This window comes from Sphingopyxis sp. (assembly GCF_036261875.1).
Taxonomy (GTDB): Bacteria; Pseudomonadota; Alphaproteobacteria; order Sphingomonadales; family Sphingomonadaceae; genus Sphingopyxis.
In genome coordinates this window covers 1-26,077 of the sequence record NZ_DATAJZ010000025.1, presented here as the reverse complement: position 1 = coordinate 26,077, position 26,077 = coordinate 1, and the positions used below count along the sequence as shown (strand labels likewise).

Below are 26,077 nucleotides of genomic sequence, written 5' to 3'. Positions count from 1 at the left end.
CGGCAAGTTGCCGCCCGGTCGAGGCGCAGCTTGACCCGCCGCGCCGAATATCGTTCATCTGGGACGAAGGGCGGACGGCGTGCGCCGCGCGGAAGGAGGAGCAAGGCGATGGACCCGATACGCAGATGGGGCTGGATCTATTTCGCCGCGCTCGTCGCGGTGGTGATCGTCGGCTATGTCCCTGCGTTCGAGGATGCCGACGGCAATCTTTTCGGCCTGTTCAAGCTCGATCTCTATGACGACGCGCTCCACCTCGCCTCGGGCCTGTGGGGCGGGATCGCCGCCTGGCATTCGCGCCGCGCCGCCGAACAATATTTCCGGGTCTTCGGCCCGCTCTATTTCCTCGACGGGGTGCTCGGGCTCGTCACCGGCATGGGCTATCTCGACGGCGGCATCTTTCTCTACGGGCCCGTTGACCTGCCGCTGATCACCCGCTTCTTCGCCAACCTGCCGCACCTGATCCTCGGCGGCTGGGCGGCGTATGTCGGCTATGCGATGGCGCGGAAGACCGCGTGACCGGAAAGCAGAAGCGCCGCTTCAAAAAGCGCTACGCGCTGGCGCTGCTGCTCTTCGCGCTGATCCTGTGGCCGATCCTGTATATCGAGCTCGGCTGCGGGCCATCGGCGCAGGCCGCCGCGCCTTACCGGCCGCTGCTCGCGAACGCGGCCGACCGGCGGCCCGAGGCCCGCACACTCCTGACCTATCCCGAATGGCACATCGTCTATTCGGCCGAGAGCCTGGGCCGCCACCTCGCCGACAGGCCGCCGAGCGGCTATCGCTATCTCCGCGACATTCGCAGCTTCTGGTCGAGCTATTGCGCGCTGAATCGTGCCGCCGACCCCGGCGATGCGGGCGACGCAAAGCTGATGCTCTATACGATCGGGATCAGCTTCAGCGCCGAAATGGCGGTGAAGGCGGCGTGGGAAAACACGATCGGTCGCGCCTTCGAATGGATCGGCGGCTATCGCAGCGCCGAGGATCGCTATGCTGCGGGGGTACAGCAGCGTTACGGCGCCTTCATGCACGAAACGCCCTGGTATCGCTTTCCCTTCGGGCAGGCGTTCACCGGTCTCTGGCGCACCGATTTCGGCGGCGTGCGCGGGGTCGAGCGGCGGGTCGCGCTCAGCCTCGAATATGGAGTGAAGACGGGCTATGCAAAGCTCATCGGCTGGGCGAGCGGCACCGCGCTCGGCGCCGACGAGGTGCGGATGCGGCTGGTGCTCGATGCAACGCCCGAACAGGTCGCGGCGATCGACCCGCGACTGAAGGTCATTTCGTCCGGCGCGCAAGGCACCGTCGTCGATACGCCGCGCTATGCGCAATTCACCGACCTCGCACAAAAGACCGCCACCGCGGGCATCGCCTTCCGCGAGATCGCGGGCAATGACGATATTTTCATCACCGTCCTCGCGCCCGCATCGACGCCCGCAGGCAAGCCGCTGCTGTCGATGGCACTCGGCGACCGGCCGGGCTGGGAACGGCGCGGCTATCTGGTCAAGGTGTCCGCACTGTCGGCGAAGCTCGCCGCGCTGCCCGCCGAGGGTGCGACCCTCGAACATATCTACGACTACTGATGAAGCGCACGCTGATCGGCGCCGTCCTTGCCCTGCTGGTCTGGGCCGCGATCATGCTCGCCCTGCCGTTCGTCGGCCCGTCGGGGCGGCAGGTCGCGGTCGTGGGCGATACGGGCAAGGCATTGCGCACGATCGCCGATGCCGGCGGGCGCGTCGTCGCGGTGCGCAAGAATGCGGTGATAGCGGTCGCGACCGACGATCGGGGGTTCGTGTGGCGCCTCTACCGGAACGGGGCGCCGCTGGTGATCGAGGGCCGGATCGCCGCGGCCTGTTTTCCGGTTGCTACGCGCTAGGCGCGTAACGATCATACCACCGGTTCCGGAACAGCTCCTCCGGGTCCCATTTCCTCTTCTCGGCGACGAACGCATCGAACTCGGGATAGGCCCGCCGGAGTTGCTCGCCCGAATAATGAAGCTGGTAGGGCAGAAAGAAGCGCCCGCCATGCTTCGCCGTCAGGTCGATCAGCTCGCGGGTCAGCCGGTCCATCTCCGCATTTCCTGCGGCATCGGTCGGCTGGTTGATATAGAGAACGACCGAAAACGCCCGTTCGGGGGCATAGCTCAGCGCATTCTCCTCCTTCTCGACCGCGCGGATCGAGGCGTTGAGCAGGTTGGTCCTATGGCGCTTGAAGGCGGCGCGCAGGTCGGCGACGAACGGCAGCAGCGCCGCGCGCGGCACGAAATATTCGTGGAGGATGTCGGTCTCGTCGCGAAGATCGTTGTAAAGATAGGGCACCGAGTCATGCATCGGGTCGTTGCGCGACACGAGGCACGCTTCGCCGTCCTGCATCGCCTGTGCCCGCGTCACGGTGCAGCTTTCGATGCGATGCTCGACATTTTTCTCGGTCCACCATTTGAGCGATTTGAGCCAGTCGGCGCGCTTCGACATGTTGACCGTCAGGCGGCGCAACTTGACCGCGCCGACCTCCGCCAACGGCGCGCGCTCCAGCCCCGCTTCGTCGGGCACCTTGGTGTAGCGATAGACCAGCGCCTCATCGAGCAGGCTGCCCGGCGCGGTCGATAGATGGGTGTAGGTCAGCCCGACCTTAGGATCGGCTTCGAGCGCCGCGAAGGTCTTCGGGAAATCCTTCGTCGCGATCACAGCGCGGCTCGATTGGTAGATGGCGTTCGGAACGACGTCGAGCGTTGCCTCGGTGACGATTCCGAGCAGGCCGTAACCGCCGACGACATGGCGAAAGAGATCGGGATTCTCCGCGCGCGACGCGGTAACGACGCGCCCGTCGGCGAGCATCACGCGCAGCGCGCGGATCGATCCCATCATCGCCCCGGCGCGGTGGTCCATGCCGTGCGCGTTGACCGCGATCGACCCGCCGACGGTGAAGACGTCGGTCGACTGCATCGCCTTTACCGCATATTCGGGATGAATCCGGTTCTGGATATCGTGCCAGCGCGCACCCGCGCCGACGGTGATCGTTTGCGCTTCGCGATCAAGTTGAACCGCATTCATCCGCCGCATGTCGACGACGACACCGCCCTTGGCGAAGGCTTGCCCGCCCATGCTGTGCTTCGCGCCCGCCGCGGTCACCGGCAGCTTGTTCGCGCGCGCATAGGCGAGCGCGTCAGCAAGCTGCGCTTCGGTCGCCGGGGCGACGATGCCGCGGATCGCGGTGCGGTTGAGGCAGCTTTCGTCGTTGATCGTGCCGCCCGCCTGCGCCCAGTCGGGCTCGGCGGCGGCATCGGCCTGTGCCTTGCCGAAAGCGAGCTTCGCAACGTCGGGCCCGCAGTCCTTGACGCCGTCGGGGTCGGCGGCCAGCGGCGCGGCCCAGATCGCCGCGCCGGTCGCCGAGGCCGCGGCGACGCCGCCGACGACCCAGCGCTTTCTGACCACCTCGCCGCGGCCCTTAGTGTCCGCCGCCGTTCAGCGCCTTGACGATGTCATCGGCCATCTTCTTGGCGTCGCCGAGCAGCATCATCGTGTTGTCCATGTAAAAGACGTCGTTGTCGACGCCGGCATAGCCGACCCCGCCCATCGAACGCTTGACGAACAGCACCGTCTTCGCCTTTTCGACGTCGAGCACCGGCATGCCGTAGATCGGCGAGGTCTTGTCGGTCTTGGCCGCCGGGTTGGTCACGTCGTTGGCGCCGATCACGAAAGCGACGTCGGCCTGCGCGAACTCGCCGTTGATGTCTTCCAGCTCGAACACCTCGTCATAAGGCACGTTCGCTTCGGCGAGCAGCACGTTCATATGGCCCGGCATACGCCCCGCGACCGGGTGGATCGCATATTTGACGTTGACGCCCTCTTTCTTGAGCACGTCGGCCATTTCGCGCAGCGCGTGTTGCGCCTGCGCAACCGCCATGCCGTATCCGGGGACGATGATGACATTCTCGGCCTGGCTCATCAGGAAGGCGGCATCGTCGGCACTGCCCGGCTTCCAAGGGCGCTGTTCCTTGGCTCCGCCGGCCGCCGCGCTGGAATCGGCGCCGAAACCACCCGCGATCACGCTGATGAAGCTCCGGTTCATCGCGCGGCACATGATGTAGGAGAGGATCGCGCCCGACGATCCGACGAGCGCGCCGGTGATGATCATCGCGGTGTTGCCGAGAGTGAAGCCCATCGCCGCCGCCGCCCAGCCCGAATAGCTGTTGAGCATCGACACGACGACCGGCATGTCGGCGCCGCCGATCGGAATGATCAGCAGGAAACCGATCAGGAAGCTCAGGGCCGTGATCGTCCAGAACACCGCCGGCGACTGGTCGGTCAGGAAATAGCCGATCAGCCCGAGGATCGCAGCGAGCGTCGCGAGATTGATGACATGGCGGCCGGGCAGCATGATCGGCGCGCCCGACATGTTGCCGTTGAGCTTCAGGAACGCGATCACGCTCCCCGAGAAGGTGATCGCGCCGATCGCGATGCCCAGCCCCATCTCGACGCGGCTGACCGTGAAGATCTGCCCGGCGGCATCGGCGATGTGGAAGGCGCCGGGGTTGAGATAGGCCGCCGCCGCCACCGCCACCGCGGCAAGACCGACGAGGCTGTGGAAGGCCGCGACGAGTTGCGGCATCGCGGTCATCGCGATCTTGCGCGCCATGACGATGCCGATGATCGCGCCGATCGCGATCGCGCCCAATATCTCGGCCATCGCGACGGCATCGATGCCGACATAGCTGTTCGCGGCATCGCCGCTTTTCCACGGCGCATGGGTGATCAGCGTCGTCACGACCGCGATGGTCATGCCGATCATGCCGAAACGGTTGCCGCGCCGCGACGAGGCGGGGCTCGAAAGCCCGCGCAGCGCGAGGATGAAGAGGATGCCCGAGGCCAGATAGGCCAGCGCCACCCAGGGATTGATCGGTGCTACTTCGTGCATGTGAAACTCTTCCCCCTGCCCGTCATCCCGGCGAAGGCCGGGTTCTCATCGCCGCGTTCGATCTCGACGGCGAGACCCCGGCCTGCGCCGGGGTGGCGAATGAACCAGCGCCTCAGCGCTCCTTCTTCTTGTACATTGCCAGCATCCGTTCGGTGACCGCGAAGCCGCCAAAGATGTTGATGCTCGCCATCACCACCGCGGCGAGGCCCAGCCATTTCGACGAGGCCGAACCTGCGGCGGCGCTGGCGATCAGCGCGCCGACGATGATCACCGACGAGATCGCGTTGGTGACGCTCATCAGCGGCGTGTGCAGCGCCGGGGTCACCGACCAGACGACGAAATAGCCGACGAAGCAGGCCAGAAGAAAAATCGAAAAGATGGAAATGAAGTCCATTGCGTATCTCCCGCTAGCCGCCGGTCAGGCGAGCAGCCGTTCGTTGACGACCTTGCCGCCCTGCGTCAGGCGCACCGCATTGCCGATTTCCTCGTCGAGCACGGGCTTGCCCGCTTCCTTGTCCCAGAAGGCCGAGAGGAAGTTGAACAGGTTGCGGCTGAACAGCGCGCTCGTGTCGGCGGGCATCAGCGCGGCGATATTCTTGGCGCCGATCACGGTGACGCCGTGAATCTTCTTCGCCTCGCCCGACACCGATCCTTCGACATTGCCGCCGCTTTCGGCCGCCATGTCGACGATCACGCTGCCGCTGCGCATCGTCGCAAGCTGCGCGTCGGAGATCAGCCGCGGCGCGGGGCGCCCGGGGATCAGCGCGGTGGTGATGACGATATCCTGCTTGGCGATATGCGACGACACGAGATCGGCCTGCGCCGCCTTATATTCGTCGGACATTTCGGTGGCATAGCCGCCCGTGCCTTCGCCCTCGATCCCCGCGACCGTCTCGACGAAGATCGGCTTGGCGCCGAGGCTGAGAATCTGTTCCTTGGTCGCCGCGCGCACGTCGGTCGCGCTGACCTGCGCGCCGAGGCGGCGCGCGGTCGCGATCGCCTGCAGACCCGCGACGCCGACCCCCATGACGAACGCCTTGGCGGCGCTGACCGTGCCCGCCGCGGTCATCATCATCGGAAAGGCGCGGCCATAGGCGTTCGCCGCCATCAGCACCGCCTTGTAGCCCGCAAGGTTCGACTGGCTGGAAAGGATGTCCATCGACTGCGCGCGGGTGATGCGCGGCATGAATTCCATCGCCAGCGCCTCGATCCCGAGCTTGGCATAGTCATCGACCCGCGCGCGCTCCCCGAACGGGTTGAGCCCGGCGGCAAGCCAGGCGCCGTCGGCAAAGCCCTTCAGCCCCGCAGGGTCGGGGCCCTGCACGCCAAGGATGATGTTCGCGCCCTTCAGCACCTCGGCGCGGCTGCCGACCGTTGCGCCTGCGGCGACATAGTCGGCGTCGGCGATCGAAGCGGTTTCCCCTGCCCCTGTCTCGACGGCGAGTTCGGCGCCCAGCCCGATGAATTTCTTCACGGTTTCGGGAGTCGCGGCGACGCGGGTCTCGCCGGGGGCGAGCTCCTTCAATACGGCGATGCGCATGCCGGAGGGCCGGTCAGGAGATCAGAAGGACGACGATGACCGCCGCGATCGCGCTTGCGATTGCGCCGACCTTGAACAGGCTCAGGAAACCCGCATAGGTTTCGTTCGCTGCCTTCATTTCCTGCTCTGCCATGACCTGTCCCCTTTGCCTTTCTGCCCGAAAGGCACGCGCCCGCGCGCCCAGAATCGGAATATCGCGCCGGTCTTAGCCACGCCGCCCGCGATGCTCAAGGGCGCTTTGTCCAAATCGGCGCGCGGCAAAAGCCGAACGGCCTTAATGCCCCTTTTACCCCTTACGGCTACATCTTGGCGCCACCGCGGAATCCGGCATGGCAAATGTCGCCAAAAGGGGGCAGAATCAGAACGATGGCGAATGCGCGCGACACGCGAATGGTGATGATCGTCGATAGCGAGCCTGCTCAGCAGCGCTTTCTGTCGGCCCTGGTCTCGCGCGGCGGCTGGCGCAGCGTCGTCGCGGGCGATACCGACACCGCGCTCGCCAAGCTCGGCACCCAGGAAGGCATGGCGCTCGACGCGGTGCTCGTCGACCAGGGCACGCCGGGGATGCCGATCGCCGAATTCGTCGCCGAACTGCGCCGCTGGCGCCCCGCGCTGCCGCTGATCGTCATCACGATGCGCAACGGGGTCGAGATCGCGGTCGCGTCGATGCGCGCGGGAGCGAGCGATTTCGTGCAGAAGCCGATCGCCCCCGACCGGCTGCTCGGCGCGCTCGACCGCATCGTCGCCCCGAACGGCCCGCAGGGCGAGCTTCGCCCGCTCACCGAGAAACTGCGTGCGCCGCTAGCGTTCGAGGAGATCATCGGGTCGAGCCCCAATTTTCGCAGCGCCCTCGCCATCGCCGCCAAGGCGGCACGCGCGCGCGTCCCGGTGATGATCAACGGCAAGCCCGGCACCGGCAAGGAGGTCTTCGCGCGTGCAATCCACAGCGCATCCCCCCGCGCCCGCGGCCAGCTCGTCATGGTCGACTGCTCGGCGGTGTCACCGGGGCTGATCGGATCGGGGCTGTTCGGCCACGAACGCGGCGCCTTCCCCGGCGCCTTCGACCGTCAGGTTGGGCGACTGGTGCAAGCCGACGGCGGCAGCATCATCATCGACCATGTCGAATGCATTCCGCTGGAAACGCAGGCAAAGCTCGTCGAATTCTTGAACAGCGGCGAGGTCCAGATGATCGGCGGCAGCATCCGTCAGAGCGTCGACGTCCGCATCATCGCGACGAGCGCGAGCCCGCTCGACAAGCTGATCGAGGCGGGACATTTCCGCGAGGATCTGTTCTACGCGCTGTCGACCGCGCAATTCACTTTGCCCTCGCTCTCGGAGCGCCGCGGCGACGTCGGCCCGCTCGCGCGCCACCTGCTCGCGCGCATCGGCGGATTGCCCGGCATGGGGCCGATCGGTGTCACCGATGACGCGCTGCGCCTGCTCGCCGCCTATGCCTGGCCGGGCAATGTCCGCCAGTTGCAGGACGTGCTGTTCCGCGCCGCGACGTCGAGCAAGACCGACGTCCTCACCAGCGCCGATCTCAAGGCGATCGAGGCCGCGCTCGGCGGCGGCACGCCGGGGGGCGAAGGCGATGTCGCGATCAACGGCGAAGCGATCGGCATCACGCTTTACCTGCCCGACGGCAATTTGCGGCCGCTGGAAGAAATCGAGGCCGACGTCATCCGCCTCGCGATCGGCCACTACCGCGGCCGCATGAGCGAAGTCGCGCGGCGGCTGGGAATCGGACGCTCGACGCTCTATCGCAAGCTGAGCGATCTGGGGATCGATACGGCGGCTTGAGCCCCCCTTATCGTCATCCCGGCGAAGAGATCAGGCCGTCAGCGCCGCATCCCTAAGCCCGCGCCACACGCGTAGCGCCTGCCGGTTTTCCGCCACGTCGTGCACGCGCAACAACTGCGCGCCCTGCGTCGCTGCCTGATAATGCAGCGCCACGCTGCCCCCGAGCCGCGCGTCGGCGGGGGCTTCATTGTCGAGCGCACCGATCATCCGCTTGCGGCTCGCACCGAACAGCAGCGGGCAACCGAGCGTATGGAACAGCGCCAGCGCGTTCACCAGCGCCAGATTGTCGCCGATCCCCTTGCCGAAGCCGATGCCCGGATCGACGATGATTTTCGCGGGATCGATCCCCGCCGCCCTGCACGCCGCGACGCGCTCGGCGAGCAGGTCATAGACGTCGAAAACGGGGTGCGCATAGGTTCCGCCCTCGTGCGGATCGCTCTTGGCCGACGGTGCGTGCATCAGCACGACGGGGCAGCCAGCCCTGGCGACGACCTCCATCGCGCGCTCGTCATACCGCAGCGCCGAGATGTCGTTGACGATCGTCGCGCCCGCGGCAAGCGCCGCTTCCATCACCGCGGCCTTGCGCGTGTCGATCGACACCGCGACGCCGCCCTTGGCGAGCGCCGAAACGACGCCCTCGATGCGTTGAATCTCGTCGCCTTCCCATACCAGCGGCGCGCCGGGGCGGGTCGATTCGCCGCCGACATCGACGATCGCCGCGCCCGCCGACGCCATGGCGAAACCCGCGTCGATCGCCGCCGCGGTGTCGACATGCTTGCCGCCGTCCGAGAAGCTGTCGGGGGTGGCGTTGATAATGCCCATGAGCTGCGGCTCGCCAAGCCGCACGACGCGCTCGCCGAGCTGAAGATTGCCGCGCGGACGCGCCACCGCGGCGCGCTGCGCCGTTGCAGCTTCGGCGAGCCGGTCGGGCATCGCCGCGATCCACGCGTCGAGTTCGGGCACCGGGACGATCGCCGATTTTACATTGCCGTCGTCGCGCAGGCTGACGTGCCACGCCGCGAACCAGACCATCGTATCGGTAAGGCGCAGGCAGGCATCGTCGAGTTCGTGCGGCCGATCGACGAAGCAGGCCGGGCGGAGGTATACGCGGGCGTCTTCCCACGTCGTGCCGAGGACGGGTTTGGTTAGCGGGGCGAACATCGTCATCCCCCTATCCGTTCGTGCTGAGCTTGTCGAAGCACCGTTCTTCCTTTGCGACGTTGAAGAGAAGGACAGCCCTTCGACAAGCTCAGGGCGAACGGATTTCGATGGTAGCTACGCCTCGTTCGCGAGCAGCCAGTCCTGCCGCACCGCGTCGATCACGCGCAATTGCTTGCCGTCGTCGATGTGCCAGAAGGTCCAGCCGTTGCAGCTCGGCGCGCCCTGCACGCCCGCGCCGACCTTGTGGATCGATCCCGCGTCCTGCCCGGCGCAATCGAGCGAGCCGTCGACGCGCACCACCGCTTTCCAGCGGCGTTTTGCGTCGGTGAGCACCGATCCCGGCGCGATCATCCCGCCTTCGACCAGCGTGCCGAAGGCGACGCGCGTCGCGGCTTTCGGCGCCATCATCGTCTTCACCGTGCTCTCGTCGAGCGGCAGCGCCATCTCGATGCGTTCTTTCGCCGCCGCGATATAGTCATCCTCGCGCTCGATGCCGATGAAATGGCGGCCGAGGCGCTTGGCGACCGCGCCCGTCGTGCCGGTGCCGAAAAAGGGATCGAGGATCACGTCGCCGGGGTTCGAGCAGGCGAGCAGGATGCGATAGAGCAAGGCCTCGGGCTTCTGCGTCGGGTGGACCTTGTGCCCGCCCTTCTTGAGTCGCTCCTGCCCGCCGCAGATCGGAATCAGCCAGTCGCTGCGCATCTGCAATTCGTCATTGAGCGTCTTCATCGCGCGATAGTTGAAGGTGTAGCGCGCCTTTTCGCCCATCGAGGCCCAGATCAAAGTCTCGTGCGCGTTGGTGAAGCGCGTGCCCTTGAAATTGGGCATCGGGTTCGCCTTGCGCCACACGATGTCGTTGAGGATCCAATAGCCTTGATCCTGCAAGGCAGCACCGACGCGGAAGATGTTGTGATAGCTGCCGATAACCCAGATGCTGCCGCCGGGCTTCAGGATGCGTTTCGCTTCCTTCAGCCAGGCATGGGTGAAGCGGTCATAGGTCGCGAGGCTGTCGAACTTGTCCCATTCGTCGTCGACCGCATCGACCTGGCTGCCATCGGGGCGATGCAGGTCGCCGCCGAGTTGCAGATTATAGGGCGGATCGGCGAAGATCATGTCGATCGAGGCCGCGGGCAGCGAACGCATCATCGCAATGCAGTCGCCCTGCAGGATGCTGTCGAGCGGCAGGTCGGCCGGGACCGCCTTCGGTGCCCGCTGCTTCGCCGCCGGGGCCTTGACCCGTTCCATCACACCCATGCCGCTTGCCCCTGTTTCCATTGCAAAGAAGGCCTTGATGAGTCCGGCGGAGTCCGCCGTCAAGCCCGGGACTCTAGGGATTCCGCGTGTCCAAATGGTTAAAGGAAGGAGAACGAAAGGAGTCTGCCACGACATATGGAGTCTGTTGCGACTCGCGGACTCAACCACTGGTGGTGTGACGATCGGGACTCACTCGCGGAAAAAATTTCGCGCAGCGATGGCTACCAGCGGTTCGCGACCTTCTCGGCGAAACCCGGCAGGCCCCGCACCGTCAGTGCGGTGCCGTCGTCGAGGACCGCCCGGCCGGAGAAATAACCGAAGACCTGATCCTGCTCGGTCTGGACCATCCCGGCATCGACCTTCGCCCAGCGGTTGACCGCGGGCGCGAAATCCATCTCGAAGCGGCCGTCGTTGCTCGTGAAGCGCCACGGAGCGCTGTCGGGCGCGCCATCGGGCATGTGGAAGATCACCTGATCGAGCTTGTGCGCGCGGCCGTCGACGAACAGCATATTCTCGCTCGCCGCCGAGGTGTCGCCAAAACCGTAGCCGATGTTGAAACCGAACGGGCGTCCGTCGACCAGCCCCGACGCCGATCCCCAATACCAGACATTGTCATAGGTCCAGACGCCGCGCCCCCAGTCGAGCACCGCAAAGGCCGTTTTCGGCACGAAATCACGCGCTTCTGACCCGACCTTTACACGCCCCTGCGCTGCCATGCAGTTGATCTTCTGGTTGTAGTAAAAGGCCTGCATATCGTCGGCGAAGGGCGTTGCGATCACCATCCGGTCCATCGCCGGCTGATCGAGCCATATCTCGCCCGACAGCCCGCGGCCCTCGTCGAAGCCCGGTGCATGGACGGTCAGCCGCCGTCCGCCGGGCTCGTGCCGGAAAGCGAGTTCGAGCCCGTCCTGCGCCTGAACGATATCACCGCGATCGGCGCTCGGCGGCAGCGCCATGCCGCCCATCGGCTCGGTGACCAGCGCGCCGTGATTGACGAAGCTCCGTCCCCGCAAATCCATCCACGACACGCCGAGAAAGCCGACATAGCCATTGTCGGCGACGGTCAGCGCGAGCCCGAAATCGGCATCGAGCACGCAATAATAATCCCATTCCTTGATCCGCGCCGGATCGGCGGCGATCGCGGCGCGGTCGTAGCGGCGCACCTCGCGCGTCGCATAGCCGGGGTCGATCAGATGCCCGGCGGCATCGTGCAGCGGCCCCTCGCCCATAAGATGCTGCGCCATCCCCCGCGTCCCTTTCACAGCCCCGGATCGACGCCGGTAAGGTCGATCGAGCGGTTCCACAACTCGCGCGCCGGTTTCGGGTCGCGCGCCTTGCCGCTGGCGCGCGCCGGGCCCGAACGCCCCGATATCTCGCCCAGACCCTGCGGCCCCAGATAGTCGCCGCCCTGCACATGCGCGCCGGTCGCCGCCTGCAAGGTCGGCCAGGCGCCCTGCGCCGCGCTGTTGAAGAAGGGCGTCGCGAGCGGCGTCATGCCGCGCAGCGGGAACGGCAGGTGCCGCGTGAGCTCGGTCAGCGCGACGCCCGGATGACAGCCGATCGCCTGCGTCGCGCGGCCCGCGGCGCTGAGCCGACGGTCGAGCTCGAACATGAAGAGCAGGTTCGCGAGCTTGCTCGTCTGGTAACGCTGCCAGTGATGATAGCTGCGCTGCGCGCCAAGGTCGCTGTAATCCATCGTCCCGCCCTTGTGCGCGAGGCTGGCGGTGACGACGATGCGGTCGTCTACATGGCCGTGGACCAGCCCGGTGAAGGCAAAGGTGCCGAGGTGGTTGACCCCGAATTGCAGTTCATACCCCTGCTTGGTCAGCGTCCGCGGCGGGATCATCACCCCGGCATTGTTGATCAGCCCATCGATGCGCGGCCCCGCCAGCACCGCCCCCGCCGCCTCCTTCACCTGATCGAGATCGGCGAGGTCGAGCGGCTGGAACGACAGGTCGGCGGCGGGCGTATCGGCGCGGATGCGGCCCATCGCGGCCTCGGCGCGGCCCGCGTCGCGGCAGGCGAGCACGACATGCGCGCCGCGCGCCGCCAGCAGCTTCGCCGCCTCGAAACCAATCCCGGCGTTGGCACCGGTGATCAGGAAGCGCCGTCCGCTCTGGGTCGCAACGTCATCGGCCGTGAATCCGCTGCGCATCGCCCTCTCCCGTCCGTCAGATCAGCATGAGCTGCGCGACCGGCGCAAAGCTCGCGCGGTGGTGCGGCGTCGGCCCATGCTTGCGCAGCGCCGCCATATGTTCGGGCGTGCCATAGCCCATATTCCGGTCCCAGCCAAAGCCCGGATAGTCGCGCGCCGCGGCGACCATGAAGCGGTCGCGATGCTCCTTGGCGATGATGCTCGCCGCCGAAATGCACGGATGGAGCGCGTCGCCGCCGACGATCGCACGCGCGCTGTAGCGCCATTTGGGCAGGCGGTTGCCGTCGACCAGCACCTCGTGCGGGTCGAAGCCCAGCGCCTCGACCGCGCGTGTCATCGCGAGGAAGGTCGCCTGCAATATGTTGATGCGGTCGATCTCCGCAACGCTCGCCTCGCCGACGCCCCAGCGGCAGCGCGCCTTGATCAGAATCTCCAGCTCGCCGCGGCGTTTCGCGGTGAGTTTCTTGCTGTCGTCGAGCCCGGCGATGCCGCCCTCGCACAGCAGCACCGCCGCCGCGACGACCGGCCCCGCGAGCGGCCCGCGCCCGGCTTCGTCGACGCCGACGATCAGCATGGGCCTCCTCCCGACTTCAAGGAGGCGCTTTGAGATGCGGCATCGATGCAACTTAAAATATCCCGTTCGCATCGAGCGAAGTCGAGATGCCCATCAGTGAAGCGCCGACCCGATGGGTGTCTCGACTTCGCTCGACACGAACGGCCAAATTGGCGGCCTTTTCCGGTCAAATCCGCCACGGCGGATACCTCCGATATTCGCCCGCCTGATAGAGGCAGAGGCGATTGCCGGCGGGGTCAGTCAGCCGCGCCTCGCGCCAGCCCCATTCCTCGTCCTTCGGCATCTGCTCGAACTGCACGCCGCGCCGCGCGAGATAGGCGACCCAGGCATCGAGCGCGCCGCTTTCCAGATAGGCCGTCGCGCCGCCTGCCGCGCCGTCGCCGACGTGGATCGACAGGGTGACGCCGTTCGCGGCCTCGAAGCGGGCGTATCCCCCAAGGCCTTCAGCGCCCGGACTATCGACGATCTGTGTCAGGCCGAGTTGCTTGTAGAACGCCACCGACGCCGCATAATCCGTGGCGGGCAGCGTGATCTGGTTGAGCGCCGGTCCGGTGAACAGTCCGTCGTTGCGCACCGCCTGCTGCCCCATCGGGCCATGGCCGCTCCCCAGCCCCGGCGCGTCGAGCAGCGACAGCCGCACGAAATCGCGCGCGCGCGCGATCGCGGGTTCCAGCGGCATACCCTGCGCCAGCCCGGTCGCGATCGCACTCGCCAGCGTGCAGCCGGTGCCGTGGCTGTGCGGCGTGTCGATCCGCGGCGCCTCCCAGCGCGCGACTTCGCCCTCGCCGGTTTCGAAGAGGCGGTCGATCACCGTCTCGCCCTCGGCATGGCCGCCCTTCACCAGCAGCGAGCAACCATGCGCGAGCACCGCCTCCTCGCCGCCGAGCGCCTCGAGTTCGGGCAGGTTCGGGGTCGCGACCATCGCGCGATTCAGCAGCGCGCGAAACGCCGCGATCGTCGCCGTATCGGCAAGCACCGATCCGCTCGTCGCGATCATCACCGGGTCGAACACCACCGCTGCCTCGGCCAGATCGGGCCGCGTCAGCCGCTCGGCGACCGCCGCCGCCGTCTCCGCGCTGCCGATCATGCCGATCTTCACCGCATCGACGCCGATGTCCGATGCGACGCTGTCGATCTGCGCGAGCACCATCTCGGTCGGGATCGCATGGACGCCCTGCACGCCCAGCGTATTCTGCGCGGTGATCGCGGTGATCGCGGTCATCGCATGGCCGCCGAGCATCGTCACCGCCTTGATGTCGGCCTGGATGCCCGCGCCGCCGCCGCTGTCCGAGCCGGCGATAATCAGGACGCGTGCGGTCAACGCTTGAACTTTCGCTCCGTCGAAGCGGGGAATTTGGCGAGCGCCGCGCCTTCGCGCAGCGGCCGGTCGAGCAGATCGCCGCCGCAATTGGGGCAGCGCTCGTCGAGCTTGTCGGCGCAGGTCGCGCAGAAGGTGCATTCGAACGAGCAGATGAACGCGCCGTGGATATCGGCGGGCAGATCGCGGCCGCAGCGTTCGCAATCGGGTCGCATTTCAAGCATTTTCAAAACTTCCTTCAAAATCGGTGGTGAGGCCGTACGGCTTCCGAAACCTGCCCTCTTCCGTCACCCCGGACTTGATCCGGGGTCCCGCTTTCCGGCGTCGCTGAGCGGGACCCCGGATCAAGTCCGGGGTGACGAGAGGATAATCACGCCTTGCTCTTCAACTTTCAATCCGTTCGTGTCGAGAGGGGCAGTCAATTCGCCGCCGCGACCCGCACCGCGTCGCAGATCATGTCGACGACTTGTTCGACCTGCCCGGCATCGTCGCCTTCGGCCATCACCCGGATCACGGGTTCGGTCCCCGACGCCCGGATGACGAGGCGGCCGCGGCCGTTCAGTGCCGCTTCGCCCTCGGCGATCGCCGCCTGAACGTCGCCATTCTCGAGCGGCTTGCCGCCCGCGAAGCGGACATTCTTCAAAAGCTGCGGCACCGGATCGAACTGGTGCAGCAGCTCGCTTGCGGGCTTTTCCGACCGCACCAGTTCGGCGAGCACCTGCAGCGCCGCGAGCGTGCCGTCGCCGGTCGTCGCATGATCCGACAGGATCATATGCCCCGACTGCTCGCCGCCGACGTTGAACCCGCCGCTCTTCATCCGTTCAAGCACATAGCGGTCGCCGACCTTGGTGCGTTCGAGCCGCAGCCCCTCGCCCTCCAGAAAGCGTTCAAGCCCCAGGTTCGACATCACCGTCGCGACGATCCCGCCGCCTTTCAGCAGCCCCTGCCGCGCCCAGCTCGCGCCGATCAGCCCCATGATCTGGTCGCCGTCGACGATCGCGCCCTTTTCGTCGACGACGATCAGCCGGTCGGCGTCGCCGTCGAGCGCGACGCCGATGTCGGCACCGCTCGCGACCACGGTTTCCTGCAGCAGGCCGGGCGCGGTCGAGCCGCAGCGGTCGTTGATGTTGACGCCATTGGGCTCGACCCCGATCGCGACGACGTCGGCCCCCAACTCCCAGAACACCGTCGGCGCGCTGTTATAGGCGGCGCCGTTGGCGCAATCGAGCACGATCCTGAGGCCGTCGAGCCGGACCGATTCGGGCAGGCTCTGCTTCACGTCGTGAATATAGCGGCCGCGCGCGTCCTCGATGCGCTTCGCACGGCCCACATGCGCTGGCTGGGCGAGCGCCGGTTCCTGCGTCAGCCGCCGCTCGATCTGCGTCTCGTCCTCGTCGGACAATTTATAGCCGTCGGGGCCGAATAATTTGATGCCGTTGTCGGCATAGGGATTGTGGCTCGCCGAGATCATGACGCCCAGGTCGGCGCGCATCGATCGCGTCAGCATCGCGACCGCCGGGGTCGGCATCGGCCCGACCTGGACCACGTCCATGCCGACGCTGGTGAAGCCCGCGACCAGCGCATTTTCGAGCATATAGCCCGACAATCGCGTATCCTTGCCGATCACGACGCGGTGCTTGTGGGTGCCGCGCAGGAAATGCGCGCCCGCCGCCATGCCGACGCGCATCGCGACCTCCGCGGTCATCGGAACCTGGTTGGTCAGTCCGCGAATCCCGTCGGTTCCGAAAAACTTGCGCATGGCACCTCTGCTACTTAATCCGGGTCGCAGGACAAGAGCCGACCCCGGCATATAGGGAGGCCCTAGGTCACCCGTTTTTGCTTGGCAAGCTGGGCTCTCTTCCTTTGGGGGATTTGAACTTGAAATCGGCATGGATCATCCTTTCGGCGCTGGTCGCCGGCATGTTGCTCGGGATCGGGATCGAGATGGCGTCTCCCGACACCGGCACCGCCTCGCTGCCCTTCATCGAGCCGGTCGGAATCCTGTGGCTGAACGCGCTCAAGATGACGATCGTCCCGCTCGTCGTCGCGCTGCTCGTCACCGGCATCACCGCCACCGCCGACGCCGCGCGCGCGGGCCGGCTCGCGGGGCGCGCGGTTGCCACCTTCATCGGCGCCAATATTCTCGCGGGACTGATGACGCTGCTGCTGCTGCCGCTTCTCCTGAAGCTCTTTCCGCTTTCGTCCGCCGCCGCCGAAGGGCTGCGCCACGGGCTCGGCGGAACCCCCGGCACGGGGCCGTCGCCGAGCTTCGCCGACTTCCTGCTGTCGCTCATCCCGACCAATCCGATCGCCGCCGCGGCGGAAACCGCGATCCTGCCGCTGATCGTCTTCACCACCATCTTCGCTTTCGCGATTACCCGCGTCGGCACCGCCGAGCGCGCCATCCTGTCGGGCCTGTTCAAGGCGCTCGGCGACGCGATGCTCGTCGTCATCGGCTGGGTTCTCGCGCTCGCGCCGATCGGCGTCTTTGCCCTGGGCTATGCGCTCGCGGTCAAGGCCGGGGTCTCGGCCTTCGGCGGGCTGCTCCATTATGTGCTGATGCTCTCGGCGATCGGCACCGCGACGATCCTGCTCGGCCTGTTGCTCGCGGTGCTCGCCGCGCGCATCCCCCTGCCGCGCTTCCTCCGCGCGATGGTGCCGACCTTCGCGGTGGCGCTCAGCACCCAAAGCTCGCTCGCCAGCCTGCCCGCGATGCTGCGCGCGACCGCCGATCTGGGCGTCGATCCCAAGAAGGCCGATGTCGTGCTGCCGCTCGCGGTCGCGCTGTTCCGTTTCACCAGCCCGGCGATGAACCTCGCGGTGGTCGTCTATGTCGCGTGGTTGTTCGGCATTTCGCTGTCGCCGTGGGCGATGGCGGTCGGCCTTGCGGTCGCGCTGGCGGCGGCGCTCTCTTCGGTCAGCCTGCCCGGGTCGATCAGCTTCGTCACCTCGATCGCGCCGATCGCGATCGCCATGGGTGTGCCCGTCGCGCCGTTGGGGCTGCTCGTCGCGGTCGAGACCTTTCCCGACATCTTCCGGACCATCGGCAATGTTATCGCCGATGTCGCCGCCACCAAATTCGCCGCCGATGGAGTCGGCAGCGACAGCACAGGAGAAACGCCATGAAATATCGCAAGCTCGGCCAGGGTCTCGAAGTCTCCGCGATCGGCATCGGCTGCATGCCGATGATCAAGGGCGGCAATATCCTCTATGGCGAGGCCGCCGACATGGACGAGGCGACGCGGACGATCCACCGCGCGATCGACCTTGGCGTCACTTTCTTCGACACCGCCGAAATCTACGGCCCGTTCAGCAACGAGGAATTGCTCGGCGAGGCGATCCGCGGCAAGCGCGAGGGGCTGGTGATCGCCACCAAATTCGGCTTCAAATTCGACGGCAAGCAGATCGTCGGCGTCGATGGCTCGCCCGAAAATGCGCGCCGCGCCTGCGAGGGTTCGCTCCGGCGGCTCGGCATCGACACGATCGACCTCTTTTATCAGCATCGCGTCGACCCCTCGGTGCCGATCGAGGATACGGTCGGCGCGATGATGGATCTCGTCAAGGAAGGCAAGGTCCGCCACATCGCGCTGTCCGAAGCCGGCCCCGAAACGCTGCGGCGCGCCGCCAAGGCGGCGCCGATCACCGCCTTGCAGAGCGAATATTCGATCTGGGAGCGCGACGTCGAGGCCGAAATCCTGCCCGTCTGCCGCGAATATGGCATCGGTTTCGTCCCCTATTCGCCGCTCGGCCGCGGCTTCCTCGCGGGCGCCGTGCGCAGCCGCGACGAGCTGCCCGAGAACGATTGGCGCCGCAACGACCCGCGCTATTCTGAAGAGAATTTTCCCGCCAACCTCGCGATCGTCGATGCGATCGCCGGGGTCGCGGCGAAGCATGGCGTGTCGAACGCGCAGGTCGCGCTCGCCTGGTTGCTCGCGCAGGGGGACGACATCGTGCCGATCCCCGGCACCAAGCGCCGCGCGACGATGGAGGACAGCGTCGGAGCGGCCGACGTCACCCTGACCGCCGACGACCTCGCCGCGATCGAAGCCGCCGCGCCGGTGGGCGGGACGAGCGGTCCGCGCTATGGTGAGATGGGAATGCGGATGGTGCGGCTGTAGGGTTTCCGGGTTTCGATCGGAAGCGGACCTATCTTGCATCGTCATCCCGGACTTGATCCGGGATCCATTCTCTCAGCGCCGGATGAATGGATCCCGGATCAAGTCCGGGATGACGAGAGTTAGGAAGGAGCTGCTCCCCACCCCAAAGCCGCCGCCCTACCCCCTCCGGTCCAACCGCTCGCATAGTTCCTCAACCTTATCCCGAAGCTCGTGAAACCGCATCTGATCAAGCTTTTCGTGCAGCCTCATGATCTCCAGCTCGGCGCGCAGGTTGATCTCATAGTCCAGTTTCTCGGTCAGCCGGTCCTTCGCCGCCTGCCGATTCTGGCTCATCATGATCACCGGCGCCTGGATCGCCGCCAGCATCGACAGCATCAGATTGAGGAAGATGAAGGGAAACGGGTCGAAGCTGAGCCCCAAACCCTCAAGCGCTTTCGAATTGATCAGCATCCACGCGAACAGCACGATTGCAAAGCCGATGATGAACCCCCACGATCCGCCAATCGCCGCAACGCGGTCGGCCAGCCGTTCGCCGAAGCTCGTCTGCGACGGATCGGCGTCGTCATCGCTGCCGTCCGGACTGCGGCTCGTCGGCGCGCGTTCGGCGATCGCAAGAATGACGCGCTGCTCGCCCCCGTCGAGTTGATCGTAAGCGCGGCCGAGCAGGCGCAGCGACAGATCAGCGACTTTTTCCTCGTGATTCATCGGGCTCTATCCCACCCAGCGCCAGATCCCCGCGACCATATAGCCGAGCGCGCCATGCGCCCAGGTCGCGGCGAGCCACAGCACTATTCCGCCGAGCAAGGCGTGTCCGCGCGGGATCGTGTCGCCCCATGGGGTGGTGCCCGCGACCTGCCGCGCGAAAGGGATGAAGCTCGTCCGCGCGGCCCAGTGCCGCCACGCATCGCCCATCAGCCGCGCCTTCTTCGCGTCCTGTCCCGCCGATCCGACGAGCGCGAGGAAGGCGATGATCGCCGACAATATAATCTGCCCCGGCGTCGGCATCACCAGCCCATGCGCGAGCGCCCAGAGCGCGAAGCCCCACATCATCGGGTGGCGGGTGATCGCGAAGACCCCGCGCGGCGCGCCCTGCGCGCTCGCCGCCGCGCCCGGCGCGGGCAAAGCGGGATTGCCAATCAGCGACCCCATGAACAGGATGCTGGCAAACAGCACGAGCAGCGAAGCGACCGCCCACAGGGGATCGCCGACGGTCCAGAGCGGCGGCTCGGGCGGCAGGCCGCGAAACGCCTGCACCATCAGGACGAAGGTCGCGATCGCCACGACCGAATAGACGATCAGGAACCCGCGTTCGCCAAGTCCCCGCGAAAGTCCGTCACGCAGCGGATGCGACAGGGCGAAGTGCGTGCCGACGAACAGCGCGCCGGTGACGACAAGAAGCGACATGGGTTGCATCGGAGTCCTCTCCTCCCAGCGCCGCCCTCCATTTCTTTGTCATCCCGGCGAAGGCCGGGATCTCACCCGAGCGTAATATCGCTAGGTCGAGATTCCGGCCTTCGCCGGAATGACGAAATGGGAAAACAAACGCTGCCATCACCTATAATCACCGATCATACGCTTTCGGCAGCGCGCCTTCCTCGGGCGTCAGATAGCGGTCGCGCAGGCGGTCCTGGCGCGTGGTCAGCGACTGGCGCTTGCCGTCGATCCAGATCTGGACCGGGCGGCTGCCCAGTTCGAGCGGATCATGGTCCCAGATCACGACGTCGCCGACGCGCCCCGGTTTCAGCGAGCCGATGCTGCCCTCCATCTGGGCCGCGCGCGCCGGGGCGCTGGTGATCGCGGCGAAGGCCTGATCCCACGTCAGCCCGCTCGCGCCCGGCAGCTTGGTCAGACCGACGAGGTTGCCCGCATATTGGGTGGTATAGCCCATCTTGTGCGCGTCGTCGTCGTCGAACACGCCGACCGAGACATCGACCCCGGCCGCCTCCAGCCGCCCAGCATTCGACTGGGTCGCGCCCAGCCGCTCGAAACTGTCGGGCAGGTCGCTGAGCGGCGAGACGATCGCCGGCACCTTCGCCGCCGCAATCTCGCGCGCGACGAGCCAGCCTTCGGTCGCGCCGACGAGGACGAGCTTGAGCGCCGGAAAATCCCCCTTCAGCTTCAGCACGTTCAATATGTCGGCAGCGCGGTCGACGCGCACGAACAGCGGCGTCGTGCCGTTGATGACGCGCACCAGCGCCTCGGCATCGGCGCGCTGGATCATCGCGTCATTGCCCCATTCGGCAAGCGTCGCGGGGTTGCGGGCATAGCTGCGCGCCGCGAGCAACTGCTCGCGGAACAGCAGGAAGGTCGCGGCGCGGCTACCGCCCGCTTTCGCCGACCCATCCTCGCCAAAGGCGACGAACTGCAGCGCGCGCGGTTTCGTCACCATGTCCATGTCGTCGGCAAGGTCGACGACCGCGCCCTGCCCGGCGAACAAATTGCTGCTCGATCCCGGTGCGACGATCGCGCGGGTGACGCCCGCCGCACGATTGACCGCGACCGGCGAACCCATCGGGTTGAGCGCGGGCGCGATGTCGAGCCCCGCCGAAAAGCGCGACCGGCTTGCCGAACGGTCGTTGCTGCCCGCCACCGAATCGACCTCGACGAGCCCGACACGGCTGAATGCCGCGACGATGCCGGGGGTGACGTAACGGCCCTCAGCATCGACGCTTTCGACGCCCGCGGGCACCGCGACGCCGCGCCCGGCGGCAATGACCTTGCCGCCGCGCACGACGACGGTGCCGCCCTCGATCGGCGCGCTGCCGTCACCGATGACGAGCTTCGCATTGGTGATGGCGACGTCCTGCGCGGCGGCGGGAAGCGCGATCAGCGCGGCGGCGGAAAGAAGAAGCGTGCGGATCATTTCACATCCCCTTCGCCCGGCTGCCCCAGTTCGAAGTCGGTCACGGGCCGCCGTTTCGGATCATTCGCGTCGAACATCAGCGCGCCATCAATCCAGACCTTCTCCGGCCGCGTATAAACGCTGAACGGATTGCCGTTCCACAGCACGACGTCGGCCATCTTGCCGGGCTTCAAGCTGCCGATCTTGTCGGCCAGTCCGATCGCTTTTGCTGGGTTGATGCCGAGCCAGGTCCAGGCCTGTTCGTCGCTGATCTGCATCCCCATGCGGCGCCCGGCGGCGAGCGCCTTGGCGGCTTCCTGATTGAGCCGCTGAATCTGGTTCGCGTCGTCCGAATGGACGATCGTGCAGGCGCCTTCCTTGTACACAAGTGCGATATTTTCGGGCACCGAATCATAGGCTTCCATCTTGAAGCCCCACCAGTCGGCCCACATCGCGGCGCAGATGTCTTCCTTCTTGAGCAGGTCCGCGATCTTATAGGCCTCGACCGCGTGGTGGAAGGCCGAAACCTTGTAGCCGAACTCGTGGCTCATATCGATGACCTGCGCCATTTCGTCGGCGCGGTAGCAATGGTTCTGGATCAGAATTTCGCCCGACAGCACGCCCGCGAGCGTTTCCATCGCTAGGTCGCGGTCGACGGCTTTCCCCTCGTCGAGCTTCTTCTTGTAGGCGACCGCTTTCGCCCAGGTCTGGCGGTCGACCGCCATATTGCCCATGCGGGTCGAGGGCATCCGGCCCTTGTTGCCATAGACGCGCTTCGGATTCTCGCCGCACGCCATCTTGAGGCCATAGGGCGCGCCGGGGAATTTCATCCCCTGCACCGTGCGTGCGGGCACATTCTTGAGCACCACCGAGCGGCCGCCCATCAGGTTCGCGCTGCCCGGCAGGATTTCGAGCGTGGTGATGCCTCCGTTGGCGAGCGCGCGGGTAAAGCCGGGGTCCTGCGGCCAGACGCTATGCTCGGCCCAGACTTCGGCGGTCACCGGCCCGGTCGCTTCATTTCCGTCCGAAAGGCCCTCGACACTCGGGCTCGGATAGTCGCCGAGGTGGCTGTGGATGTCGATCACGCCGGGGGTCAGATATTTGCCCGTGCCGTCATAGACGTCGGCGTCGGTCGGCAAGTCCATGTCGGGGCCGCCGAGCGACAGGACCTTGCCGCTCGACAGGACGATCGAGCCATGGTCGATCCGCCCGCCCTCGCCGTCGAAGATGGTGACGTTCTTCACCACCGTCAGCCGCGAGGGATAGGGCTTGTAGGTCGAGGGATAGGGGTTCTTGTCGAACCGCGCCGGCCGGTCGGCCGACGCCGTCGCGGCGGGCTTGTCGCTCGCCGATTTCGCTTCAGTGCCCGTCGCCGCGCAGCCGACGAGCGCCAGCGATACCGCGGCGAGCAGGCCGCCCTTCACGCCCTTCATCATCTTCACGCCCCCTTGGGTTCGGGATGGACACCCGCGGCCTGCGCTTCGCCAAGCTCGCTCTCGCCCGCCACCGCATCGTCGCGGTCGCGCAGCGTGTCGAGGTGCATCCATTTCTTCACGATCGGCGACAGCGCCAGCACGACGATGCTGACGCCGATCGTGATCAGGCCGATCTCCTGATAGATGGCGAGCGTCGCCTCCTTGGTCATGTTGCCGCTTTCGCCGCCGGTCGCTTCGCCGATCTTGCCCGCGACGAAATTGCCGACCGCGGTCATGTAGAACCACGCGCCCATGATCAGCGAGGCGAGGAAGCTCGGCGCCAGCCGGTTCATCGCGCTGAGCCCGACGGGCGACAGGCAAAGCTCGCCGGTCGTGTGGAGCATATAAAGCAGAAAGACGAAGAGCACCGGCGTCGCCACCTCGGGTCCGACGCTGTTCGCGCCCCAGACGAAGACGAGAAAGCCCGCGCCGACCTGCGCCAGCGCCAGCGCGAATTTCGCGGGCGCCGACGGCTCGAGCCCACGCTTGCCGAGCCATTGCCACAATGCGGCGAACATCGGCGCAAACAGGATGATGTAGATGGGATTGATCGACTGGAACACCGACGCGGGCACGCCGCCCTTGTCGACATAGCGGTCGGTATAGAGGTTGAAACTGCCGCCCGCCTGCTCGAACAGTCCCCAGAAGAGCGGATTGAGCGCGATCAGGAAGAGGATCGCGAACATGCGCTCGCGCGGTTCCTTGTCGAGCTTGAAGCTTTCGTAGAGGACATAGCCGAGCAGCGCGACACCCGAGACGATCAGAAGCGTCTGGATGACGTCCTGATATTGGACGAGCGCCCACATCACCGCGACCGCGGCGAGGCCGACGCCGTAGATCGCGAATTCCTTCTGCCGCGCGAGCGGCGCGGGGGCTTCGCCGGCGCCGAGCAGCACCTTCTTGCCGAGCACGAAGACGATCAGCCCCGCGACCATGCCGATGCCGGCAAGGCCGAAACCATAGGACCAGCCGATCTTCTGCCCGAGATAACCGACGAGGATCGTGCCGAGCGCGGCGCCGACGTTAATCCCCATGTAGAAGATGGTGTAGGCGGCGTCGCGGCGCAGGTCGGTCAGGCGATAGAGCTGGCCGACCATCACCGAAATATTGGCCTTGAGGAAGCCCGAGCCGACGATGATCAGCGCCAGCGCGAGCCAGAAGATGTTGATCGCGCCGTCGGCCTGCTTGGTCGCGGCGTCGGTGATCCCGTGATCGCCCTCGAACGCCATGAACAAATGGCCGAGCGCGAGCAGCACGCCGCCGAACAGCACCGCCTTGCGCTGCCCCAGATAACGGTCGGCGAGATAGCCGCCGAGCACCGGGGTGATATAGACGAGCGCGGTATAGGCGCCATAGATCAGGTTCGATTTGGAATCCGAAAACAGCCAGTGCTGCGTCAGATAGAAGATCAGCAGCGCCCGCATGCCGTAATAGGAGAAACGCTCCCACATCTCGGCGAAGAAGAGCATGTAGAGGCCCTTGGGATGACCCGCGAATTCGGGTTTCTTGCTCCCGGCGATCAGCGCGCCGATGCTGAGGAATACCGCGAGGAGGACGAGCGCGATGACCGCGATCCAGTCCCCTTCATTCCACAAGGCCATGTCTTTCATGCGATTGCGTCCCTTACCCCGATTGTCGTGTCTGCGGCTTTTTCGCCGCGCATATCGGGCAACCTAGCGCGAAAATTGCGCAAGGGAAGAATCTAATTGCGCGTGAAACCATGTCGGCCGCCGCGAATTTATTGCGAACCGTTCGCAACACTTGCGTCGCAACGGAAAGACGCCCAAAGGACGCCCCATGTTCAACGACATCTCCTCGCTCCGTTCGCATCTCGCCACTCGCCGCTCGGGCAAGGCGCGCGACATGGTCGCGCCCGGCCCCGACGCCGCGACGCTGCGCGCCATCATCGCGCTGGCGCTGCGCACCCCCGATCACGGCAAGCTCGCGCCGTGGCGGATCGTGACGGTCGCCGACGACCAACGCGATGCATTCGCCCAATTGCTCAAGCGGGCGTGGGTCGATGAGAATCCCGGCGCCGCGGGCATGGACCTGTCGGCGCTCGACCAGTTCGCGCATCAGGCGCCCACGCTGCTCGTGTTGCTCTCGACCCCCGTCGCGGACAGCAAGATCCCGCTGTGGGAGCAGCAGATGTCGGCGGGCGCGGTCGGCATGAACCTGCTCCACGCCGCGCACGCGCATGGTTTCGTGGGAAGCTGGCTGACCGGCTGGGCGGCCTACAGCCCCGCGGTCGTCCGGGCCTTCGGCGCGCGCGCGGGAGACACAATCGTCGGCTATTTCTTCCTCGGCACGGCGGGCGCCGATCTCTCCGAACGGCCGCGCCCGGAATATGACGATGTCGTGAGCACCTGGGACATATAATATCAAACGAGGCCTCTGTTACCTAATATCCTGATTTGACTGTGCTGCTGTCTTATGGCATTAAAGCGCCATGCTCGATCAATCCAAACCCGTGTATCAACGCCTGCGCGACACCATCGCCAACGCGATTCTCGACGGCACCTACCGCGACGGCGACATGCTACCCTCGGTGCGGTCGCTTGCCGCCGAAGAAGGCGCCAATCCGCTGACGGTCGCCAAGGCCTATCAGACCTTTCAGGACGAGGCGCTGGTCACGGTGAAACGCGGGGTCGGCATGTTCGTCGCCGAGGGCGCGACCGACCGGCTGCGCGACCTGATGCGCGAGGACTTCCTGACCAATATCTGGCCCCCCGTCGCCCAGCAGATGCGCCGCATCGGGTTGGATGCGCGCGAATTGCTCGACCTGAGCGAGGCGTAAGCCTAACGGCGGGTTTCGACCGATTGCTGACAAGATATCCTCCCCGGCACGGGGAGGGGGACCATGCGAAGCATGGTGGAGGGGCACCCTCGGTTTACGCTTCGATCCAGAAAAGGCGCGCCATGACGCACCTGCCCC

The 26,077-nt window shown here is 66.3% G+C and carries 25 protein-coding genes; 8 read left to right on the top strand and 17 right to left on the bottom strand.

Annotated elements, in window-relative coordinates; all coding sequences use genetic code 11:
• The first annotated feature begins 108 nt into the window (after positions 1 to 108).
• Genes VHO04_RS11375 through VHO04_RS11365 form a run of 3 tightly spaced genes read left to right on the top strand, consistent with a single transcriptional unit; the run spans position 109 to position 1,867 of the window.
• Positions 109 to 516 carry a DUF4383 domain-containing protein gene (locus tag VHO04_RS11375; protein ID WP_329628393.1) on the top strand — a complete coding sequence of 136 codons (408 nt, stop codon included), beginning with the start codon at positions 109 to 111 and terminating at the stop codon, positions 514 to 516.
• Positions 513 to 1,574, top strand: coding sequence for a hypothetical protein (locus tag VHO04_RS11370; protein WP_329628392.1), 1,062 nt, complete (start codon positions 513 to 515; stop codon positions 1,572 to 1,574). The genes VHO04_RS11375 and VHO04_RS11370 overlap by 4 nt, the downstream gene beginning before the upstream one ends.
• Entirely contained in the window at positions 1,574 to 1,867 is a 294-nt protein-coding gene (locus VHO04_RS11365) for a hypothetical protein (protein ID WP_329628391.1), read from the top strand. Before VHO04_RS11370 ends, VHO04_RS11365 begins: the two co-directional genes overlap by 1 nt.
• Here VHO04_RS11365 and VHO04_RS11360 read toward each other — a convergent pair.
• The 4 genes from VHO04_RS11360 to VHO04_RS11345 form a co-directional block, all read right to left on the bottom strand.
• Positions 1,857 to 3,422, bottom strand: coding sequence for an FAD-binding oxidoreductase (locus VHO04_RS11360; RefSeq protein ID WP_329628390.1), 1,566 nt, complete (start codon positions 3,420 to 3,422; stop codon positions 1,857 to 1,859). The genes VHO04_RS11365 and VHO04_RS11360 overlap by 11 nt on opposite strands.
• A 13-nt stretch (positions 3,423 to 3,435) precedes the next feature.
• On the bottom strand, positions 3,436 to 4,905 hold the full coding sequence (locus tag VHO04_RS11355) for an NAD(P)(+) transhydrogenase (Re/Si-specific) subunit beta (protein ID WP_329628389.1): 1,470 nt from the start codon (positions 4,903 to 4,905) through the stop codon (positions 3,436 to 3,438).
• Between the two features lie 112 nt (positions 4,906 to 5,017).
• Positions 5,018 to 5,299 (bottom strand): proton-translocating transhydrogenase family protein, encoded by a 282-nt coding sequence (locus VHO04_RS11350; protein ID WP_257550601.1) that lies wholly within the window; start codon positions 5,297 to 5,299, stop codon positions 5,018 to 5,020.
• Positions 5,300 to 5,323: 24 nt separating this feature from the next.
• Positions 5,324 to 6,445, bottom strand: coding sequence for an NAD(P) transhydrogenase subunit alpha (locus VHO04_RS11345; RefSeq protein WP_329628388.1), 1,122 nt, complete (start codon positions 6,443 to 6,445; stop codon positions 5,324 to 5,326).
• A gap of 366 nt (positions 6,446 to 6,811) precedes the next feature.
• Here VHO04_RS11345 and VHO04_RS11335 point away from each other — a divergent pair, with 366 nt between their 5' ends.
• Positions 6,812 to 8,245, top strand: a complete 1,434-nt coding sequence (locus VHO04_RS11335; RefSeq protein WP_257550607.1) for a sigma-54-dependent transcriptional regulator — start codon at positions 6,812 to 6,814, stop codon at positions 8,243 to 8,245.
• A gap of 30 nt (positions 8,246 to 8,275) precedes the next feature.
• Here VHO04_RS11335 and folP read toward each other — a convergent pair whose 3' ends face one another.
• The 8 genes from folP to glmM form a co-directional block, all read right to left on the bottom strand.
• Positions 8,276 to 9,406: a dihydropteroate synthase gene (folP, locus tag VHO04_RS11330; protein WP_329628628.1), complete on the bottom strand. Its 1,131-nt coding sequence runs from the start codon at positions 9,404 to 9,406 to the stop codon at positions 8,276 to 8,278.
• Positions 9,407 to 9,520: 114 nt separating this feature from the next.
• A complete protein-coding gene (locus VHO04_RS11325; protein ID WP_297662885.1) occupies positions 9,521 to 10,660 on the bottom strand; it encodes a site-specific DNA-methyltransferase in 1,140 nt (379 codons plus the stop codon).
• Between the two features lie 221 nt (positions 10,661 to 10,881).
• A complete protein-coding gene (locus VHO04_RS11320; protein ID WP_329628386.1) occupies positions 10,882 to 11,904 on the bottom strand; it encodes a DUF2804 domain-containing protein in 1,023 nt (340 codons plus the stop codon).
• A 14-nt stretch (positions 11,905 to 11,918) separates the two neighbouring features.
• On the bottom strand, positions 11,919 to 12,815 hold the full coding sequence (locus tag VHO04_RS11315; RefSeq protein WP_329628385.1) for an oxidoreductase: 897 nt from the start codon (positions 12,813 to 12,815) through the stop codon (positions 11,919 to 11,921).
• 16 nt (positions 12,816 to 12,831) lie between these two features.
• Positions 12,832 to 13,389: a ribonuclease HII gene (locus VHO04_RS11310; protein ID WP_329628384.1), complete on the bottom strand. Its 558-nt coding sequence runs from the start codon at positions 13,387 to 13,389 to the stop codon at positions 12,832 to 12,834.
• Between the two features lie 166 nt (positions 13,390 to 13,555).
• Complete coding sequence (gene thiD, locus VHO04_RS11305; protein ID WP_329628383.1) at positions 13,556 to 14,710, bottom strand: bifunctional hydroxymethylpyrimidine kinase/phosphomethylpyrimidine kinase; 1,155 nt, start codon at positions 14,708 to 14,710, stop codon at positions 13,556 to 13,558.
• The gene (locus tag VHO04_RS11300) at positions 14,707 to 14,931 is read right to left on the bottom strand and encodes a DUF1272 domain-containing protein (RefSeq protein WP_003051183.1); all 225 of its coding nucleotides are present in this window, start codon (positions 14,929 to 14,931) and stop codon (positions 14,707 to 14,709) included. Before VHO04_RS11300 ends, thiD begins: the two co-directional genes overlap by 4 nt.
• A 194-nt stretch (positions 14,932 to 15,125) precedes the next feature.
• Entirely contained in the window at positions 15,126 to 16,466 is a 1,341-nt protein-coding gene (gene glmM / locus VHO04_RS11295) for a phosphoglucosamine mutase (protein WP_329628382.1), read from the bottom strand.
• 119 nt (positions 16,467 to 16,585) lie between these two features.
• Between glmM and VHO04_RS11290 the strand changes: the two genes are divergently transcribed.
• Together VHO04_RS11290 and VHO04_RS11285 are read left to right on the top strand one after the other, a co-directional pair.
• A complete protein-coding gene (locus tag VHO04_RS11290; RefSeq protein ID WP_329628381.1) occupies positions 16,586 to 17,833 on the top strand; it encodes a dicarboxylate/amino acid:cation symporter in 1,248 nt (415 codons plus the stop codon).
• Positions 17,830 to 18,825, top strand: coding sequence for an aldo/keto reductase (locus VHO04_RS11285; RefSeq protein WP_329628380.1), 996 nt, complete (start codon positions 17,830 to 17,832; stop codon positions 18,823 to 18,825). Before VHO04_RS11290 ends, VHO04_RS11285 begins: the two co-directional genes overlap by 4 nt.
• Positions 18,826 to 18,981: 156 nt before the next feature.
• Here the strand turns inward: VHO04_RS11285 and VHO04_RS11280 are convergent, their stop codons facing one another.
• The 5 genes from VHO04_RS11280 to VHO04_RS11260 all read right to left on the bottom strand — a co-directional run bounded on the left by VHO04_RS11280 (position 18,982) and on the right by VHO04_RS11260 (position 24,752).
• Positions 18,982 to 19,530 carry a DUF1003 domain-containing protein gene (locus VHO04_RS11280; RefSeq protein WP_329628379.1) on the bottom strand — a complete coding sequence of 183 codons (549 nt, stop codon included), beginning with the start codon at positions 19,528 to 19,530 and terminating at the stop codon, positions 18,982 to 18,984.
• A gap of 6 nt (positions 19,531 to 19,536) precedes the next feature.
• Positions 19,537 to 20,238 carry an NnrU family protein gene (locus tag VHO04_RS11275; RefSeq protein WP_329628378.1) on the bottom strand — a complete coding sequence of 234 codons (702 nt, stop codon included), beginning with the start codon at positions 20,236 to 20,238 and terminating at the stop codon, positions 19,537 to 19,539.
• Positions 20,239 to 20,386: 148 nt separating this feature from the next.
• The gene (locus VHO04_RS11270; protein WP_329628377.1) at positions 20,387 to 21,688 is read right to left on the bottom strand and encodes an amidohydrolase family protein; all 1,302 of its coding nucleotides are present in this window, start codon (positions 21,686 to 21,688) and stop codon (positions 20,387 to 20,389) included.
• Positions 21,685 to 23,103: an amidohydrolase gene (locus VHO04_RS11265; protein WP_329628376.1), complete on the bottom strand. Its 1,419-nt coding sequence runs from the start codon at positions 23,101 to 23,103 to the stop codon at positions 21,685 to 21,687. The genes VHO04_RS11270 and VHO04_RS11265 overlap by 4 nt, the downstream gene beginning before the upstream one ends.
• A gap of 2 nt (positions 23,104 to 23,105) precedes the next feature.
• Positions 23,106 to 24,752 carry a peptide MFS transporter gene (locus VHO04_RS11260; protein WP_329628375.1) on the bottom strand — a complete coding sequence of 549 codons (1,647 nt, stop codon included), beginning with the start codon at positions 24,750 to 24,752 and terminating at the stop codon, positions 23,106 to 23,108.
• Positions 24,753 to 24,939: 187 nt separating this feature from the next.
• On the opposite strand from VHO04_RS11260, the gene VHO04_RS11255 reads away from it, so the two are divergent.
• Together VHO04_RS11255 and VHO04_RS11250 are read left to right on the top strand one after the other, a co-directional pair.
• Complete coding sequence (locus tag VHO04_RS11255) at positions 24,940 to 25,521, top strand: nitroreductase (protein WP_329628374.1); 582 nt, start codon at positions 24,940 to 24,942, stop codon at positions 25,519 to 25,521.
• A gap of 70 nt (positions 25,522 to 25,591) precedes the next feature.
• Entirely contained in the window at positions 25,592 to 25,939 is a 348-nt protein-coding gene (locus VHO04_RS11250) for a GntR family transcriptional regulator (protein WP_257550638.1), read from the top strand.
• The last annotated feature ends 138 nt before the right edge of the window (positions 25,940 to 26,077 follow it).